This window comes from Providencia sp., assembly GCF_003533305.1.
In the GTDB taxonomy this organism is placed as follows: Bacteria; Pseudomonadota; Gammaproteobacteria; order Enterobacterales; family Enterobacteriaceae; genus Providencia.
Window position 1 is genome coordinate 33037 of record NZ_DOEH01000031.1, and the last position, 18701, is coordinate 51737.

The 18701-nt window shown below is 40.1% G+C and carries 20 protein-coding genes; 5 read left to right on the forward strand and 15 right to left on the reverse strand.

All coding sequences use genetic code 11. The annotated features are described in order from the left end of the window. Positions 1-2: 2 nt before the first annotated feature. The 6 genes from DD649_RS18540 to DD649_RS18565 form a co-directional block, all read right to left on the reverse strand. Positions 3-929, reverse strand: a complete 927-nt coding sequence (locus tag DD649_RS18540; protein WP_294110411.1) for a VOC family protein — start codon at positions 927-929, stop codon at positions 3-5. Positions 930-1040: 111 nt separating this feature from the next. Next, positions 1041-1817, reverse strand: coding sequence for an IclR family transcriptional regulator (locus DD649_RS18545; RefSeq protein ID WP_294110414.1), 777 nt, complete (start codon positions 1815-1817; stop codon positions 1041-1043). Between the two features lie 48 nt (positions 1818-1865). Further along, positions 1866-2639 (reverse strand): SDR family oxidoreductase, encoded by a 774-nt coding sequence (locus DD649_RS18550; protein ID WP_294110418.1) that lies wholly within the window; start codon positions 2637-2639, stop codon positions 1866-1868. After that, the gene (locus DD649_RS18555) at positions 2632-3672 is read right to left on the reverse strand and encodes an aromatic ring-hydroxylating dioxygenase subunit alpha (protein WP_336431035.1); all 1041 of its coding nucleotides are present in this window, start codon (positions 3670-3672) and stop codon (positions 2632-2634) included. Before DD649_RS18555 ends, DD649_RS18550 begins: the two co-directional genes overlap by 8 nt. A gap of 62 nt (positions 3673-3734) precedes the next feature. Then, positions 3735-4043, reverse strand: coding sequence for a recombinase-like helix-turn-helix domain-containing protein (locus tag DD649_RS18560; protein WP_294110422.1), 309 nt, complete (start codon positions 4041-4043; stop codon positions 3735-3737). Positions 4044-4045: 2 nt separating this feature from the next. After that, positions 4046-4360 (reverse strand): non-heme iron oxygenase ferredoxin subunit, encoded by a 315-nt coding sequence (locus tag DD649_RS18565; protein WP_294110424.1) that lies wholly within the window; start codon positions 4358-4360, stop codon positions 4046-4048. A 420-nt stretch (positions 4361-4780) separates the two neighbouring features. Between DD649_RS18565 and frmR the strand changes: the two genes are divergently transcribed. From frmR to fghA, 3 genes are all read left to right on the forward strand, one after another. Continuing rightward, the gene (frmR, locus tag DD649_RS18570; protein ID WP_294110427.1) at positions 4781-5053 is read left to right on the forward strand and encodes a formaldehyde-responsive transcriptional repressor FrmR; all 273 of its coding nucleotides are present in this window, start codon (positions 4781-4783) and stop codon (positions 5051-5053) included. Between the two features lie 18 nt (positions 5054-5071). Then, a complete protein-coding gene (locus DD649_RS18575) occupies positions 5072-6184 on the forward strand; it encodes an S-(hydroxymethyl)glutathione dehydrogenase/class III alcohol dehydrogenase (RefSeq protein ID WP_294110429.1) in 1113 nt (370 codons plus the stop codon). Positions 6185-6245: 61 nt separating this feature from the next. Then, positions 6246-7082, forward strand: coding sequence for an S-formylglutathione hydrolase (gene fghA, locus DD649_RS18580; RefSeq protein ID WP_294110431.1), 837 nt, complete (start codon positions 6246-6248; stop codon positions 7080-7082). Between the two features lie 104 nt (positions 7083-7186). Here the strand turns inward: fghA and DD649_RS18585 are convergent, their stop codons facing one another. The 7 genes from DD649_RS18585 to DD649_RS18615 form a co-directional block, all read right to left on the reverse strand. Beyond that, entirely contained in the window at positions 7187-7387 is a 201-nt protein-coding gene (locus tag DD649_RS18585) for a HEAT repeat domain-containing protein (RefSeq protein ID WP_294110433.1), read from the reverse strand. A 230-nt stretch (positions 7388-7617) separates the two neighbouring features. Next, on the reverse strand, positions 7618-8418 hold the full coding sequence (locus DD649_RS18590; protein WP_294110434.1) for a heme ABC transporter ATP-binding protein: 801 nt from the start codon (positions 8416-8418) through the stop codon (positions 7618-7620). Positions 8419-8422: 4 nt separating this feature from the next. Further along, the gene (locus tag DD649_RS18595; RefSeq protein ID WP_294110435.1) at positions 8423-9424 is read right to left on the reverse strand and encodes an iron ABC transporter permease; all 1002 of its coding nucleotides are present in this window, start codon (positions 9422-9424) and stop codon (positions 8423-8425) included. Beyond that, complete coding sequence (locus tag DD649_RS18600) at positions 9421-10242, reverse strand: hemin ABC transporter substrate-binding protein (RefSeq protein WP_336431036.1); 822 nt, start codon at positions 10240-10242, stop codon at positions 9421-9423. The genes DD649_RS18595 and DD649_RS18600 overlap by 4 nt, the downstream gene beginning before the upstream one ends. A gap of 19 nt (positions 10243-10261) precedes the next feature. After that, the gene (locus DD649_RS18605) at positions 10262-11311 is read right to left on the reverse strand and encodes a ChuX/HutX family heme-like substrate-binding protein (RefSeq protein WP_294110439.1); all 1050 of its coding nucleotides are present in this window, start codon (positions 11309-11311) and stop codon (positions 10262-10264) included. 26 nt (positions 11312-11337) lie between these two features. Further along, positions 11338-13350 (reverse strand): TonB-dependent hemoglobin/transferrin/lactoferrin family receptor, encoded by a 2013-nt coding sequence (locus DD649_RS18610; protein ID WP_294110442.1) that lies wholly within the window; start codon positions 13348-13350, stop codon positions 11338-11340. A 454-nt stretch (positions 13351-13804) separates the two neighbouring features. Then, positions 13805-13978 carry a hemin uptake protein HemP gene (locus DD649_RS18615; protein WP_294110444.1) on the reverse strand — a complete coding sequence of 58 codons (174 nt, stop codon included), beginning with the start codon at positions 13976-13978 and terminating at the stop codon, positions 13805-13807. Between the two features lie 319 nt (positions 13979-14297). Here DD649_RS18615 and DD649_RS18620 point away from each other — a divergent pair, with 319 nt between their 5' ends. Continuing rightward, positions 14298-14879, forward strand: coding sequence for a phosphoglycerate mutase family protein (locus DD649_RS18620; protein ID WP_294110445.1), 582 nt, complete (start codon positions 14298-14300; stop codon positions 14877-14879). Between the two features lie 217 nt (positions 14880-15096). Here the strand turns inward: DD649_RS18620 and DD649_RS18625 are convergent, their stop codons facing one another. Both DD649_RS18625 and DD649_RS18630 read right to left on the reverse strand, forming a co-directional pair. Next, a complete protein-coding gene (locus DD649_RS18625; protein ID WP_294110447.1) occupies positions 15097-16398 on the reverse strand; it encodes an anaerobic C4-dicarboxylate transporter in 1302 nt (433 codons plus the stop codon). Positions 16399-16483: 85 nt separating this feature from the next. After that, positions 16484-17209, reverse strand: a complete 726-nt coding sequence (locus DD649_RS18630) for an amino acid racemase (RefSeq protein WP_294110449.1) — start codon at positions 17207-17209, stop codon at positions 16484-16486. Between the two features lie 461 nt (positions 17210-17670). Here DD649_RS18630 and hypT point away from each other — a divergent pair, with 461 nt between their 5' ends. Beyond that, complete coding sequence (gene hypT / locus DD649_RS18635) at positions 17671-18579, forward strand: hypochlorite stress DNA-binding transcriptional regulator HypT (RefSeq protein WP_294110453.1); 909 nt, start codon at positions 17671-17673, stop codon at positions 18577-18579. The last annotated feature ends 122 nt before the right edge of the window (positions 18580-18701 follow it).

The window sequence follows — 18701 nt, forward strand, 5'->3', positions numbered from 1 at the left end:
GTCTACTCCTTATTGGGTTTGACTTGGCGACGAGTGTCATAATCGAGACCACCTTCAACTGCCCATTCGGTAAATGACACTAAAGAGTGTTCCAGTTCCCGCGGCTGCCATTTTTCAGTGAGGTAGTCATCATTGGTGTAGTATTCAAAAGCACCGCCCGTTGGACTATTTACATACCAAAAATAGGCAGATGAAATAGGATGACGGCCGGGGCCAATAAAGGTGCTCCATTGATGGCGGTTCATTGCTAAACCACCCCCGATGACCTCATGAATATCTCTGACTGTAAATGCCACATGATTTAGACCGCGACCACGATGAGGGAGTTTGAGTAAGAATAAGTTATGGTGGCAGCCATTGATTTGTGCCCGCAAAAATACAGCCCGATCGATATAACGGTCGGAAACCTGAAATCCTAATTTTTGGCAGTAAAATGCCTCAGTCGCGGGCAGATCATCGACAAAAAACACCACATGACCAATATTAATGGGAGTCGCTTTTTCATAAACAGGACTCGGGGCATCTATGCGGCGTATATCACCCCATTGGTTAATTGGGGAAATATCGAGTGAAACCGGTTTTTGTTGGCTAACGCAAAATGCCACTGTCATGCCATTAGGGTCGCGGCATTCGGCACCATTTTCGGTTAATCGGAAACCATCACACTGTGCTATTTGCGTGATAATTTCAGCGAGTGAAGCCGTATTTTCCACCCCCCATGTGATTCGGCGTAGGGTTGAACCCGATTCAAAAGGCGCAGGAAGGGTATTATCATCAAGGGGCGAAACGTTGATCCCTGCACCTGATAATGTCGTAAAATAAGTTGGATTATCAGCGCAAGCGTGCAGACCAAAGTCTTTAAAGAATCGAGTACAGGCAGCAACGTCTTCAACCCCGAATTCCATTTTTTCTATTCCAATCACTGACATAGTATAGCCCTCTATAGAGTAGTGTTATTGCCAGATGCGCATTTTGAGCAAACAGAGGCCGAGGCTTATGGCAATAAACCTAAAATTTTGTTGTCGATAATAAGGTGGAAGCTAAACGGCTTTGGCGGGTCTTATGCCGCCAATAAACTCCGTAAGTTTTTGTGCTGCACTGCTAACTTCATTTTGTAAACGCTGACGTTCCTGAGCTGGGATGCTATCCATTGGCACCATAATGCTGATAACGGCTTCAACTTCATTGGTTTGGTTGTAAACAGGATAAACAATCGAGGAAATACCTCGACGATAAAATGATTCGCCAAGCACATAACCGCGTAATTTGTCTGCTTGGATCATGTTCCAAAACACCTGTTTACTGCCCGCATCATCAGGTAATTCCTCATCGGGATAGAGCAAGTCAAACTCAGTACGACTTAAACTGGTTAATAACATACGACCGAGAGATGTTCGGTGCGCTGCTAACCGAGTTCCAACACTCACATGGTTAATTTTTGATTCTGCGCCGCTGACTCTGGCAATGTAAATAATGTCACGCCCATCGCGTATGACTAAATGGCTATTGCACTGGCTGCGGTCGCGCAGCTGTTCAATAATGGGTTGGCCTAGCTGGGTTAAATCGAGTGAAGCGATATAACCCAATCCGAGACTTAGTACCTTACGACCTAGGGAAAATGCCCCCGTTCGTGGATGCTGTTCAATAAAATCTAAATGTACTAAGGTCTGAATTGCCCGATATGCAGTCGCTTTTGGCATATCGATTAAACGAAGAATTTCCGCAAAAGTCAGCTCGCGGTGCTGCTTCGCGAGGAGAAGTAGCAGTTGTAAACCTTTTTCCAAACCTGGAACTAAATATTTACATGTTGAACTCATCGTCTTAATCTCCCCGCCAAAGCGGTTTTGCTTGGTGCGATTTTGTTTTTAGTTAAAAATAAAGCCGCCATTGACAGGAATTAATTGCCCTGTGACAAAATCAGACATCGGTGATAATAAATATAAGGCGGTTCCCGTTACGTCATCAGGCATTTGTTCACCTTGTAAAGCTCGCCCATTTTCATAGAGCTGGTGGCGCTCTACAGGAACATATTCAGTAGCCTCTACTTTGGTTAATCCCGGAGCGATGGCATTAACACAGATTCGATGTACACCAAGTTCACGCGCCATTGAACGTGTCATACTGATAATGGCACCTTTACTGGCGACGTAGGCCATCAGTTTTGGAGCTCCCCATAATGCGGTATCAGAGGCAATATTTACGATTTTGGCGGTTGATGAACCTTGTTTTGACGTACACTGTTTTAATAATGGCAGCGCAGCTTTTGTGACTAACCAAGTACCTCGTACATTGACTGTCATCACCTTATCCCACAGCGTTAAATCGTACTCATCTAATGGTTTTCCACCGACGCCAGTTGCTAAAGCGGCATTGTTGATTAGTCCATCAATCGAACCCTTTTTTCCAATAGTGTCAAAGGCCTGATTAATTGCATCAGGATTGGCAATATCGAATGTTAACCCTTCGGCATTTAGCCCTTCACGGCACAACAGTTCGACACTCTCTTGCAATCGGTCACCTAAGATATCGCATAAAATCACATTCGCACCTTGCCTAGCCGCCGCTTGTGCAAAGCTAAAACCGAGTCCTCTTGCGGCGCCAGTAATCACAATACGTTTTGCGGCTAATAAATCATGCATTTGACGTTTCCTTGCCATAAATCAGGTCAAATTGTTTTTTTGCTTCTCGTTGCATAATTCGGCGTAGGCGTGATAACCCCACATCATGTTGATATAAGAACTCTTGTCCGCGTGCATTTGGAGCCATGTTTTCTAAGATGATGCGGTCTTGTTCTAAAACATCCCAATGCAAGCCTTCTAAGCGATTGCGGTACATGAATCGCCATAAATCACGTTGCCAATCTTTAACTTTACGGATACGCCAGAAGAATACGCGGGTATTGAATCTATCCTCAGGGACGACCATACCAATAATCCAGAAATGACCACCGGGTCCAAAACGTTTTTGATAGGGAATCGATAAGCGCATCCAGTTAGCACCGGTACTTGCAAATTCAACCCAATCGAAATTGACACCAATTTGGTCATTTTTACGAAAGATAAAGCCGTGTTGGGTAGGGACTAAGATCATTTCTGATTGCTTATCACCATCTGCCATTGAGTGAGATGATGAATGCAAGTAGGTGCCATGCATTGGGTCCATGACATTTTCTAATGCATATTGATAGTTACAATTCCATGTGGCAGTACACAAAAAATGACTGTGATTTTCGTGGTCAGCCAACTCCTCGGGGAATTCAAGCTCTGGTGGCGTTTCATTTTCGGTTATCGCAAAATAAAGAAAAATAGCGCTATTAAGTTCTTTAACGGGATAGGTTTTTAAGCACTTTTGGCCTTCAAGCGGGCATTGATTTACCGCCGGAACATCTTTAACAACGCCATCACCACCCACTTCAACACCATGGTACCAACAGGCAATACGTTCACCGAGGTTCCAGCCCATTGATAATCTAGCACCACGGTGGGGACATCTATCCTCTAGAGCATGGATTTGGCCTTTATCATCACGCCATAGCACAATTTGCTCTTCTAGACGCGTGATCCCAATGGGATTGCTATTGACTTCCCAGCTTGATAATACGGGGTACCATTGCCCTCGTAGTCCAACATCTAAGTAATCCTGAGCGCTATGAAGTTGTGTATTTGTTGTCATTGATCTGCTTCCTGTTATCGGCGGTATTATTCAAGTGATAATCGCTATGAAATAGCAGAGAATTAATACCCGTTGACTTGTAGAAACTCGCGAAAACTACTTTCACTCCATGACTGACCTTGGCGGTCAACAAGGAGCTGTTGATTCAGGGCATTAACAATATCTGAGAGTGATTCAATTCCTGATGCAAATAAGGTTTCTAAGGCGGCAATTAGGCTGGTTTCATATTCATCCGGAACTCTTGAACGGGTTTGCCAAACAATATTGGGCGCAGTACCAGGAGATTGAATGCTACCTTTACCCCCTTCGCGGGCGGGAATAATTTGATGATTTGCGGGTAAGTAAGGGTTGATGTTTTGTATCGGTTCCATTGCTATTCCTCAATTAAACTGATTTCGATTTGATTTTCGTGAACGCGTGTTTGATAAGTTTTAAGGTCGCGCCCGCCAGGCTCTCGTAAACACTTTCCTGTTTTGATATCAAAAATGGCTTCATGCAGTGGGCATTCAACTTTTCCATCTTCCACAAATCCTTGGCTGAGTAAGGCATATGCGTGGGGACAAATATCTTCCATGGCATAATATTGGTTCTCAACTAAGAAAATACCGATTTCGGTACCGTGGATCTTGGCGGAGTAGGGAAATTCTTCTTGTACTTGTGATACATCACAAACGGTAATCCAGCTCATCTCTTCCTCCATTTACCCTGATAACTATTTTGTTTCATATGTAAAACTTTGTTTATTATTTAAAACCAGACTAATTGCTAGGGTGATTACTCGTCAATCAAATGTTATTTTTATGTGATTAATTTGTGTCAAAATGTGGTGTGCGTCGTGCTTATGAGGATGTTTAGTTTCATATCAGAAACTTTATGGTTTTTTACTGGATATTGGACAATGGAATCTGATTAAGCATGATTACTGATTTTTTGTACTGATTAATTAAGTTATATGAGTTTAAAATTTTAATTTAATTTATTGATTAGAAAATAAAAAATGAATTTCATCTCGAATGACAGCGCAGTGAACTGTTTTTTATCCTATTTTCTGTACAGTTTGTATTATCAATACTATACTCCCCCTATGTATACGTGAGAGGGCTTTACGATGCCACATTCACCCAAAGAGAAAAAAGCGGTACTGACTCGTGTCAGAAAATTAAAGGGACAATTATCTGCCCTAGAGACTGCATTAGAGGATGAAGTTGAGTGCTCGGCGGTACTGCAACAGATAGCGGCGATACGCGGTGCGGTTAATGGCTTGATGGCAGGGGTTTTAGAAAGTCACCTGCGTGAAGGGTTGCAAGCCTCCGCTGATACGCAAATTCAAAAAGATTCTGTAGATGATGCCATCTCACTTATTCGCACATACCTGCGTTAAATATCAAAAGGAATAAACATGAAATCACGTGCAGCAGTTGCATTTGGACCGGGTCAACCACTGAAAATTGTTGAGATTGATGTGATGCCGCCGAAAGCGGGCGAAGTATTAGTTAAAATTAGTCATACCGGTGTTTGTCATACCGACGCATTTACTTTGTCAGGTGATGATCCCGAAGGTTTGTTTCCGGTGGTGCTTGGCCATGAAGGCGCAGGTGTTGTGGTTGAAGTGGGCGAAGGCGTTACCAGTGTGAGTGTTGGTGACCATGTGATCCCTCTGTATACCGCAGAATGCGGAAAATGTGTATTTTGTGAATCAGGTAAAACTAACCTCTGTGTATCCGTTCGCGCGACACAGGGCAAAGGTGTGATGCCAGATGGTACAACACGTTTTTCCTATAATGGTGAGCCAGTTTATCACTATATGGGATGCTCCACGTTTAGTGAATATACCGTTGTTGCTGAGGTTTCACTGGCAAAAATCAATCCTGAAGCAAATCATGAAGAAGTGTGCTTGCTAGGTTGCGGTGTTACAACGGGTATTGGTGCAGTGCATAATACCGCTAAAGTGCAAGCGGGTGATTCTGTTGCTGTATTTGGCCTGGGTGGTATTGGTCTTGCGGTTATTCAAGGGGCGAGACAAGCCAAAGCGGGACGTGTTTTTGCCATCGATACGAATCCGGCTAAATTTGAATTAGCCCGCCAGTTTGGGGCGACGGATTGTTTGAATCCAAAAGATTTTGATAAGCCAATTCAACAAGTGCTGGTGGAAATGACTGAGTGGGGCGTTGATCACACCTTTGAGTGTATTGGTAACGTCAATGTAATGCGAGCGGCACTAGAAAGCGCACATCGTGGTTGGGGCCAATCCATTATTATTGGTGTCGCAGGCGCAGGACAAGAAATCTCAACGCGTCCATTCCAATTAGTCACAGGTCGTTCTTGGCGCGGCACAGCATTCGGTGGTGTAAAAGGCCGCAGTCAATTACCTGCGATGGTAGAAGATGCCATGAAAGGTGACATTGAATTAGCCCCATTCGTGACACATACCATGCCACTTGATAACATTAATGAAGCATTTGATTTAATGCATGAAGGTAAGTCGATTCGTACCGTTATTCATTATAAATAGTTTTCATTAGGCATATAGGCGCAATTTAGCGCCTATATCTGAGTTATTAATAGGAGTACTAATGGAAAGAGTTGAACGCCACGCTTGTTTTGGCGGTTGGCAGGATGTTTATCAACATCAATCGGATGTGTTAGGTTGTTCAATGAAATTTGCTGCATATATACCGCCGCAAGCTGAACAACAATCATGTCCGGTTATTTATTGGTTGTCTGGGCTTACTTGCAACGAACAAAATTTTATCACTAAAGCGGGAGCACAACAGTTTGCCGCGCAGCATGGTATTATTTTAATCGTACCGGATACCAGCCCTCGCGGAGAAGATGTTGCCGATGATGAGGCATACGATCTCGGTCAAGGTGCGGGGTTCTATGTGAATGCGACACAAAAACCGTGGAGCACTCATTACAAGATGTATGATTATATTGTCTCTGAGTTACCAGCCTTGGTTGAAGCACATTTACCCGCATCCGATAAGCGTGCAATTTCTGGGCATTCCATGGGCGGTCACGGAGCATTAATGATTGGCCTGCGTAACTCGTCTCGCTATACCAGCTTATCTGCTTTTTCACCTATTGTTGCGCCTTCCCAAGTGCCTTGGGGACAAAAAGCATTTACCGCTTATTTAGGTGCAGAGAGTACTCAGTGGTTATGTTATGACACGGTGAATTTACTGAATGAAGCCACTACAATTCCACCTATTTTAGTGGATGTTGGGACGGGCGACTCTTTTTATCATGAGCAGCTTAAACCTGAGCTACTTGCAGAAGCATGTGATAAAAAACAGCATCATTATCAATTAAATTTACGTGATGGGTACGACCATAGCTATTATTTTATCAGTAGTTTTATCGGTGAACATATTACTTTTCATGCAAAATATTTAAACGACGTCAAATAGTCATTAAGGGTGGAACTTGTTATAGGTTTCACCCATGAATAAGAATAGCGTATTGGTCATATTAATATTATTGAGCTAGTTAATAATAAATATTTAAGCTAATGTTAAAGTTTACTGATGGAGTTTATTGCTGAAATAGCGATGTTTTTATTAGGGTCTTTGCATAATAGAAGTAATCTTTCAATTGCAGTTTTATGACCAATTGCTGCTTTATATTCTCCCAGTGCATTAATTGCAGCAATTTTTATATCATCATTTGTTCTATTTGTTAAGTTAATCAACGTATTAACAATATTGTTTTCCATAATCTATCCGAGTGATAATTCAAGTTATATTTAATGTCTTATGATATTTAAATTATCAGAATAGTTAGTTTTAAAATATAAAAAAAAGATTTTTTACGATTTTATTAGCATCGTATTTATTGAGTTTATTAATTATTTTTACCAAGTATAAAAATGGCACCTTAATCAGTTAATAGATAACTTTTCAGGTACAATTATTGATATGCTAAATTTGTTCAAATAATGGTAATTTAATGGCGTAAATAGACATGAGGGGTTGCATATTCAGGGTGCTGGCTAACAGCTAAATCTGCTTTATACCAACGAGTTAAGTTATCTGTCGTTAATACTTCAGTAGGTGTACCATTTGCAACCAGTTTTCCTTCATGAATTAAATACACTCTGTCTGCATATAAGGCGGTAAGGTTTAGGTCGTGTAAGACACAACACACGCCTAATGGACGCTCGCGAGTCAGTTGATGTAATAACCGTAAACTGTGTTGTTGATGGTACAAATCGAGAGCCGAAGTCGGTTCGTCGAGAAACAAACATGCAGGGCTGGCTGTTGGCTGCCAAAGCTGAGCAAGTACTCTGGCTAATTGCACTCGTTGCTGCTCTCCTCCCGAAAGTTGGCGATAATCGCGTTCACGTAATAACTGGCAGTGAGTTTGTATTAAGGATTCTTCAATGGCTTCGTGCTTATGTTCTGAACCGTAAGGCGTCCTTCCCATAGCAACCACATCCTCAACGGTGAAAGCAAATTGCAAATGGCTCTGTTGCTTCATTACCGCTCGCTTTCGCGCTAACGCATTGCTATCCCATTCGGAAATTGAACGGCCTTCTAACAGACATTCTCCCTGCGTTGGATGAGTATAACCCGTTAATAGCTTTAATAAGCTTGATTTACCCGCACCATTAGGGCCGATGATCACCACCATCTCATTTTGTTTGATTGAAAAATTTATATCGTCAATTAATGTTTTATTATTGATGCGATAACTTAAGTGATTGGCTTCAAGCAATGTAGATTGTGGTTCTATTTTCATTTCCATATCGTTAAACCTTCCCGACGGGTTGACGTAGGATCAACCATAAAAAATAAGGCCCCCCAATCAAGCCCGTTAATAGCCCAACAGGGATTTCAGCTGGTGCAACAGCAATACGAGCGATGGTATCTGCCACCAATAGCAGCGTTGCCCCCACAATGGCAGAGCCTGGGATCAACCAGCGATGGTCAGGACCTAATGTCATGCGGATCAAATGGGGAATCACTAAACCGACAAAACCAATCACGCCACTCATTGCGACAGCGCAGCCCACTAGCATTGCGCTCAGAAATAACAGAATAAATTTACTGCGCTCGACATTTAAACCAAGGTAATGAGCATCCTCATCACCTAATTGTAGAACATTTAATTTGTTACCTTGCCATAAACAAATAAAACTGATGGGCAGGATCACTGATGCGGCAATAGAAAGGGATGTCCAATCAACATTACCGAGTGTGCCCATCATCCATAAACTAAAAGTCCGTAATTGTTGGTCATTACTGATATAACTGAGCACTCCGATAAAAGACATGCAGAGTGCATTTATCGCTATTCCAGCCAGTAATAATCGCGCTAAATTGCCATTAGAGCTGCGATTTAAACTAAAAATAATCAATGAAACCACTAAGCTACCAATGAATGCTGCGCCAATATGACCATAACTTTGCAATACACTGGGTAGTGAAAGTGAAAAAATGATAAATGCGGCGACACACAAGGCCGCGCCACTGCTGATCCCTAGTAGGCTCGGGTCAGCCAGTGGATTACGAAATAATCCCTGCATGATAGCGCCAGAAACAGCAAGTGCCAGTCCAACTAAAATGGCTAATAAAATACGAGGCAAACGAATATTTAGCCATACTTGCCAGTCTGGATCTGTTGCTGATGCCTGCCATAGCATTTTTAATGACAAATTCATTGCACCCGCGTTGGATGCAATCAACGCGATGGCGCAAAGCACGATAAATAAAACAACAATCACAAGTAACGGGTGTTTAAAGCGACTCATTGGGACTTCTCTAACGCCTCGCGTAATTGTTGCATGACTTTTGGCGTGCCTAGGCTAAAACTGAGCATTCCCACATCATCGACCACTAATAAGGCTTTATTTTTACCAGCTGGTGTCATGGCTATTCCCGGTAATTGCCAAACTTTATCGATACCACCGAGTGATTTAACGCCTTCTTCGGTGAATATGATTAAGTCAGGTTGGCTGGAAATAAAACCTTCTTGAGACAATGGACGATAGCTATTGAATGCTGCCATCGCATTTTTGGCCCCAGTTGCTTTTATTAGACTATCAGCGGCAGTTTGTTGACCCGCTGCTAAGGGTAGAACACCACCATGACTCATGATAAACAATACTTTTTTATTAATTGGTGCGGTGTTGACTTTGGCTAGCTCTTGGTTGAATTGATCAACGAGTTGCTGACCTTGCTGTGTTTTCCCCACAGCATTCGCGACTGTGGTAATTTTTTCTGGAATGGCTTCTAAAGCAGGCTTTCCGGTAACCTTGATGATTTTGACACCATTTTTTTCTATCTGTGTTAAAGCCATCGACGGTTTCGCGAGTTCACTGGCAATCACTAGCGTTGGGCGCATTGATAGCACACCTTCCGCGTTAAGCATTCGCATATAGCCTACATCCGGTAAGGCGAGTGCTTGCTCGGGGTGAAGACTGGTACTATCGCGTGCAACGAGTTGGTCTTGTGCACCCAGTTTATACACGATTTCAGTAACATCGCCGCCAAGGGTGACAATACGTTCAACCGAATGTGCACTGACGGATACTATCAGCGTCGCGATCATTAGAAGCCATTGTTTCATTATTAAATTACCTAACTGGTTAAATGTGAGGCAATGCCATCACTTGATTTCGCCATTGTTCTTGTTCTGGCGTGCCTTCAGTACGTTGACCATACATTTGAACGATTTGATTGCCATCTTTATCAAAGACTTCAAGGCTGGTGACAAAACCATCTTGTGTTGATTTACGTGTTACCCAACATTCAGCGATATCATTCTCGATCATGTGTAACGTGAAATCAGGATTAAAAATATTCAGCCATTTGAGATCTGAACCTTCTCTTTGATAAGGCATGATGCGCTTAATTTGACCGGTGAAAATTTGCACACAACCGCGATTACCAACAAAAATCATAATTTCGTTTTGGTCATTAAAAGCAGTATTGACCAATTGATTAAATGAATCTGTAGGCACTTTCCATGCAAGATCATCACTGACAGCACTGAACACTTGTTGGCGACTCAAATTATTTTTCTTGAGTAGAATAAAGAATTGGTGCACATCCGTCATATTGCGCCATTCTTGTTCTAGCTGCTGTTTGAGTTCATCACTGATCGGTTGAGTGGTATAAGGCTTAGCCGCTTCAAGTTCCAGTAATGGGTTCTCGGTCGTGGAATATTGCTCGATTAATGCATTCCAAGCCGCTAGATCCGTTTCATCTGTGGTGTAAACTTTATGTAGTGCATCACCTTGTTTATCAAAAAATTGAATGCTGTGGCGCTCACCATTTTTAGCTTCTTCACTGAGGGTAAATACAGAATCCCAGTGAGAGAAAAACATGCGTAAATCTAATGCGCGAGGGTTTAAAATTAAACCACCGTGAGAACTAAATTTCGCATTGTCATAGCGGCCAACTTGTTCATGAACGACATATTCATTGCGTGTGATAGCTTTGACTTGTCCTACTGCCGCCAAAGCGGTGAGTAAGGTTGGGGCATCAACATTAAGACGTTGAGCTTTATCATGACCCACACGGCTATGCAGTAATTCCGCTTCTGAAACCTCGAGATAAGCGGCTAGATCACGAGCGTATTTTGCTTTGTTTTCTGTTTTGGCCTGTTGGTAACGCTCGAAAAGTGCTGAATTCACGGGTATCTCCTTAATTTTTTTGTGAATTACCATTGGAAGCTGACAAGCAGTTTGGCATTACGTCCATCTTGTGGAATGCCTTGCGATGAATAATATTCTTTGTCAAAGGCATTGCCTAAGACGACACTAGTACCTAAACCTTTGAGTTGGCCTTCACCCTGATAGCTGACATAAAAATCATGTACCGCATAACCGGCTTGTTGTTGCACATTAGCCGCAGTATTGAAGTCAGTGTGACGTGTAAATTCGCCTAACCAACCCACTGCAAAACCACTATCGTCAATAGGAACTGCGATATTACTGGTGACTGAATCGGGTTTGATCGAGGTTATAGATTTGCCATTGGCTTCATTTTTACCTTCGGTATGGTTATAGGCTAAATTCCAGCTGAAATAGTCGGTTTTATAGTCCATAGAGGCATCCCAACCCTTAATTTTTACACGTTTGACATTAACTGATGTAGTATAGTTATTACTAAAGTCAACTTTATCGGAATTAACATGTGTATCGATATAGTCTTTAGCTTTGGTATCAAAATAACTCGCTTTGAATTGCAAATTATCGCGTTCCATCATCAAATCATCGAAACGTAGCCCAAAACCATATTCAGCCGTGCTGGTAGATTCAGGTTTTAAGTTTGGATTTGGACGCCATCTATTGATGATAGGGCCGCCTTGGAAGTGAATTTCGTCGTTATACATTTCCATCATAGTGGGAGCACGGAACGCTTCTGAATATGAAGCAAATAGCATTGACCATTCAGTCGGCGTAATACTTACCGCACCTTTAGAAGACCAGTTACCTTTTTTAACATCATCATGACCTTTTGCTGTGGCTTTGTAATGGTCATAACGTGTACCTAAAATAAATGAAATTGGTAAGTCTTTTAAGGTGATTTCATCTTGTAAGAAGCCTGAAGCAAAGGTGATATCGGCATCAGGGAATTGTGTTGCTGACGCGTAAGGCGTTTGTTTTTGTTTATAAGCTTCACTACCATAAGTTAAATTATGTGCGGCAACAGGTAAGTCATAAAAATTGGAACGGTTATCTAATTTCAATCCGTAAGTTTTTTGAGTTCTACCTTCGTAATTGGTACCGACACCTTTTGCTGTGATATTAATATCTGAATAATAAGGCGTGATCTTAAGATTAAGTAGGTCTTGTGATTCAGGATTCAGTTGATAAGTAGCTTGTGCATCACGTTGGCGAGTGGTGCGATTGACTTTTAAATTACTTTTGCTGGTGCTAATTTCTTGTGGATTCTTAGGCTCATAAGCGTCGTTATCATAATAACGCATCTGACCTGACAGTTTTTGTGCGTCATCTAACTGCCAAGTTCCTTTTGCCAGTAAGTTTGCGATAGTCTCTTTGTTATCCATATCATCGCCATTACTTAGGCGAGTATCTCCCACTTGCTTAGTCACAAAACTGAATAATCCATCAAGATTATCGGTACGACCAAAAGCCGTGCCACCAAATCCAAAACTGTGGTCGCCTGTTGCTCCTAAGCCAAATACCCTAGCACCGCTGTTTTGTCCTTCACGCAGTAAATCTTTAGCATCGACGGTTTCCCATGCAATTACACCGCCCATCGCGCCACTACCGTATAATAGTCCTGAAGGGCCACGAATAATCTCTACTTGCTTGATTAGGGCAGGGTCAACAAAAGTACCATTCATATGGCCAGTATCAGTGCCTTGGCGAACACCATCAACTAAAGTCAAAATTCCGCGTCTATCAAAACCGCGCATATAAATATCTTGCCCATTCGCACGGCTGGTACCTGTCACTCCAATTCCGGGCACTTTACGCAAGATATCATTCACCGTGCTCGCGGTTTGTGTTTCAGGAGAATTATTTTTGATTACTGTCACCATCATGGGTGCGTCAAAGCTATCTCTTTCATTTCCTGTTGCATAAACAGTCATCACTTCATGACTATTTTTTGCTGTAGCTGGTACCGCTGTTTCTGCATGAGCACTGGCTATAATTGAAACAATCGCACTGGTTAAAACTGACACACGTAATACATGAGACATAATAGTGATACTCCGCAAAAGTTTATTGATTCATTTTATCGGGGCACTATTAATTGCCATCACCGACATACAAAATGAATTGATGATATTTTTGTTTTAGTTATGAATTAGTTGTCGTTGATAACTCACATTAAAATAGAGAACTAACTTGTTATTTAAACAACAAGTGAGATGAGTTTTTTCGGCTAAAAGGCGCGTGGCTTGAGTTTGGTTAGGCGGTTGTTTTTGTTGGTGTTGTGTGACCCTATAGGCAATGTGATAATTTGCCCAATCATGGCTTAATGCGATGAGGGATTTGACAAGATGATATCGATTGGCAGGTAATATCCCAAAAGCTGACACCAGTTTAAACACCATAAGAAACCCTTTCCTTATGTACTCGATTAAGCTGGCTGCCTGGATATACGACCTAGGTGGCTTGCGGAATATATTGTATATTTATTAACTTAATACATTACTTGGTTAAAATTAATTTACCGGTACGTGTTTGTCTTAATTGATAAATTTCACCACGATGCTGTATTTCAACTTTACCTGTCGGACCCAATAGCTGTTGGCTTTCTATCACGTCAGTTTTTATCGGTTGCTTGATTATTTCGATGCTATCTGCAACAAGTGGCTTGGTCATGTTATTTACCACATTAAATTTGTTGATAATAAAAATGATACTGATAATCATTATCTTTAAAATCATTATCGATATCAAGCATTTTTCACATTGAAATAACAAAAGGTCTACATGTTAAAGGAATAACATATACTTAAAGAAGTACAATCGAACAGGTGGCCGTTGTAGGGCTGAAGCTAAATAAATAATTAATTTGCTTGATTGAAAATATCTGGTGTAAAACGATTTAAGCTTTTAGAATTTAGGTTAGTTAATAGTACAGGTGTATTTATACTATGATTAGCGTTGTTATTCATTCATTGAGTAAGGGTGTAAATATATGAACAAAGCACTTATATTTTTAGGTTTATTTATCATGGGATTCAGTCAGATAGCGTTTTCAACGCAAACTATTATTTTTGTAAGACATGGTGAAAAACCCAATAATGATAGCGGACAATTAACTTGTAAAGGCTTAAACCGTGCTCTAGCTTTGCCTAGCGTACTGATTAGCCAATTTGGTCAGCCAGATGCATTATTTGCTTCGGCACCTAAACAAAGTAAGTTAGGCAGTTCATTACGTGCAGTTCAAACGATCACCCCGACAGCGATTAAAGTTTCACTACCTATTCACCTTAATTTTCATGCAAAAGAGACAAAAGAATTACGCAAAGAATTGTTAAGCCAACAGTATGAAAATTCAGTTATTTTTATTGCTTGGGAGCATGACAATTTGGTCAAAGCTGCAAAAGATATTATGAAACATGAAGGTGGTGATGCTGATTTGGTCCCTAAATGGCCAGGTAGTGATTTTGACAGTATCTATATTCTTCGAATTAACCGAGATAACGGTACTAAAACAATTACTTTCGAACATAAACAGCAAGGCTTAAATAACGTTTCTGATAAATGCCCTGATTAATTATTTGTATTTTATGACGATAAAAGTGTTGAGATAAACTCTGGTTGCTAACGCTTTTTTTATCCACCTTAAGTTCATAATTTAACGTATTAATCATGATGAAAAAAGGCTTCATTCTTATTAGGTACGAATTAACCTAATAGGTTTGAAGCCAAATAATTCAATTTTCTAGTTTCATTTTTCGAGAAATAAAATCTGTTATACAAATATTAGTTGATTACACAATCATTGGCGCGATGATAAAACCAAAAGCCACACCAGCGATAATCCCACCGAGCCCAGGTAACATAAACGGATGATTTAAAATATATTTACCCACTCTAGTTGATCCCGTTGAGTCAAATTCTATGGCTGCTAAGGAGGTTGGGTAGGTCGGTAGTACAAAGACCCCCGTTACCGCGACAAATGAGGCTAAAATTGCCCATGTCGGTACGTCTAATGCAATTGCTAGTGGAATAATTAAAGGTGTTGTTGCGCCTTGTGAATATAATAATGCACAGGTACAAAATAAAACTAATGCAAGCAGTATTGGGTAGGCTGCGAGTACATCTCCCGCAATTTCTTTGATTTGTTCCATATGTGCATCAACAAAGGTCGTTCCCAATGTCACAATACCGAGTATGACCGCTAACGAACTCATACCTGAGCGAAAGGTTGGCGCGAGTACGATGGAATTAGGTGAAGTCTTACAAAATATCACCATCAAACACGCAGCACTCAACATACAAATAATGATGATATCGCGTGTTCCCATCGGTTTACCGATATCGAAACCTGGACGTAGCTGAGGAAATGCGGCCAAGATGACAATGGCGACGGTGGCTAATAAGAATAGAACAACTGAGAATTTTTCTTTTGTTGTACTGTCACCTTTTTTCTCTTCATATTTATGGACTAAGCCCTTTTGTAGACGTTCTAAATAAACCTGGTCATCTTCAAGTTCACAACCCTGACGCGATGCAATAAAAGCCGCTACCATTGCCGCGACAAAAGAAGCGGGCAGACAAACCGACATCACCACAATAAAAGTGACACCATTTCCTTCCATTATAGTTAACATGGCCGCCATTGCTGCACTAATAGGAGAGCCTGATATTGCAATCTGAGAGGCAACGACGGAGCCTGCTAGTGTCCTTGAAGGGCGAACGCCTGAGTCTTTTGCAATTTCAGCAATGACAGGAAGCATGGAAAATACAATGAAACCAGTCCCTGCCATAATTGTCATTACCCAAGTTGTAATGGGCGCAATGATATTAATATATTTTGGATTTTTTCGCATAAAGGTACCGGCAGCACGAACTAAAAAATCCATACCTCCCGCAGCTTGAAGCGCAGAGGCTGCCACAACCACGGTCATAATAATTAAAATAACATCAACGGGTGGTGAACCGATAGGTAAGCCAAATCCAATGGTTAATACTGCTAATCCTAATCCACCACATAAACCAATACCTATTCCCCCCATTCTAATACCGAAGAAAATAGCACCTAATACAACAATGACCTCTAGCCAAACCATAATCGTCTCCAATAGACAATATATTGTCATTAGTAATTGAAAAATTTAGTTGTTATAATTTGATACTACACATGAGTATTTATTGTTAATTCTTATTTGTTTTTAAATTTATTTTTCCGACTCTGTTTTCATACCATTCAATTCCAGCGCGTACTAATGAACCGGTAGAGTCTATATATTTGTCAGGACTATTTTTAACTTCATTAGCAAGAATGACCGGTACTTCAGTGCATCCTAATACTATTATTTCTGCCCCTTGGGAAAATAATAAACTGGCTTGTTCTTTCATTAAGGATTCTGCAAGGTTGAAATCTCCAGATTTTAATAAATAAATGCTTTTCATTACTTTTTTTTGATTTTCAACATCTGGTGTAATGCAATTAAGTCCTTTGTCTTCAATGTTTTTTTGATATAAATTCATGTATAGCGTTGCGTTGGTTGCTAATAAACCAATTGATTTTTTTTTTGTTAAAAGCACTTCTTTCATGGTTGTTTCAATGATGTTTAGCATTTCTACATGACATGATTTCTTTAACTCTGAAAACCAAAAATGTGCTGTATTACAAGGTATTATAATACATTCCGCACCTGCACCTTCGAGCCTTTTAAGATAGTCGGTCATAGCCGGTAACGGAGATATACCGTGATTTAAAAGAGCCTCTGTCCTATCTGGAATATCGGGAATAGAAGATATAATTAATGGGATATGTTCCTGATCATTATTTGCAGTAGTGAATGTTACAAATTTATTAAATAAATCTACAGTTGCAGCTGGACCCATTCCACCGAGTACGCCAATTAATCCTTTCACTATAATTACTCCTGAATATTTAATATCTCAGCAAGATCAATTTAAAATAAATATAATAGACTGACTATTTCATTTAACATGAGGTTGCAAATGTGATTAATTAAAAATTTAACGATTTTATTTAATCTGGAATTAATTTCTATCAGTGTTTATAGGGTAAGAGAAATGCAAATATGTATGGCATCATGCAAAATGTGCATTAAATAAATTCAGATAGTCTATATTTTATTGGAAATATTTAGTGAGCGACTATTTGTCCTAGTGTTGAAGGCAGTATGAGGAATATAAGCAATATAAATTGATTTTAAGTAATGTTTAAATTAGTAGGGTTATGCATAATACAAATAATGAAGATACAAATATTACCGAATAATGTAACTAATAATTAACTTTAATTATCAATGAAATTAAAGTAATTAATTAAACATCATTGCCGTAAAGTGTGATTAGGGTCAAATAATATGAAAAATATAGAAACGAAATGGCTATATGACTTTTTAACTTTAGAGTCTTGTCGTCATTTTTCTCACGCAGCAGAACAGCGCAATATTTCTCAACCTGCATTTAGCCGCCGAATAAAAGCACTGGAAGAAGCTATAGGTGTTGAGTTATTTGATAGAACAACATTACCGTTACAGCTTTCAGAAGAAGGTAAGGTTTTTCATTCTCAAGCTCGGAGTCTTTTACAGCAACTCGAATGCAATCTTAATGAGCTTTCAGGGCGTAATGTACTTAGTATTCCCAATATAAAAATTGCGGCGGCGCATTCATTATCACTCACTATGTTACCTAAGTTAGTTCATTCACTATCAAGTTATGGTGGCGAATTTGTTTATCATGTTGAAGCGATTGATGTTGTTCAAGTGGTCAATACCTTACGGGAAGGGAAAAGTGATTTTATTATCTCTTTTTATGATGAAGATCTTATGCAACCCCCCTTTAGTTGTTTAAATGTATTTGAGTCTGAGCTTTACCCTATTTGTGCCACAAATGAATTTGGAGCACCATTATTCGATATTTATCAACCACAGGTGCCGTTACTCAATTATACGAGTGCATCGTATATGGGGAGGTTAGTTAATCGCCGATTAAGTGAATCGGGGACGATTAGTTCTAAAACATTATTTATGTCCTCGATGAGTGAGCTATTGAAAAATATGGCGTTAGATGGACATGGTATCGCTTGGTTACCTATTTATTCTGTTGTTGATGAACTGAAAGAAAAAAAATTAGTCTGCCTTGATACGCCAGAGCTAACTATTCCTATTCAGGCATATATTTATCGAATGGATACGAGATTAAATAAAACCGCAGAAGATTTTTGGCGAATTTTAAAAAAGAATATTCCTGATGATTTAAAAGATCTTTAAAGAAAGTAAATTTTTCATTCATCGCTAAGGTAATAGGTTATTGTGTGAAGTATTTAAATGAGTGATGGCATATGGCTATTAGATATTCATGACTAGCTAAACAATAAATTATTGATGATGAG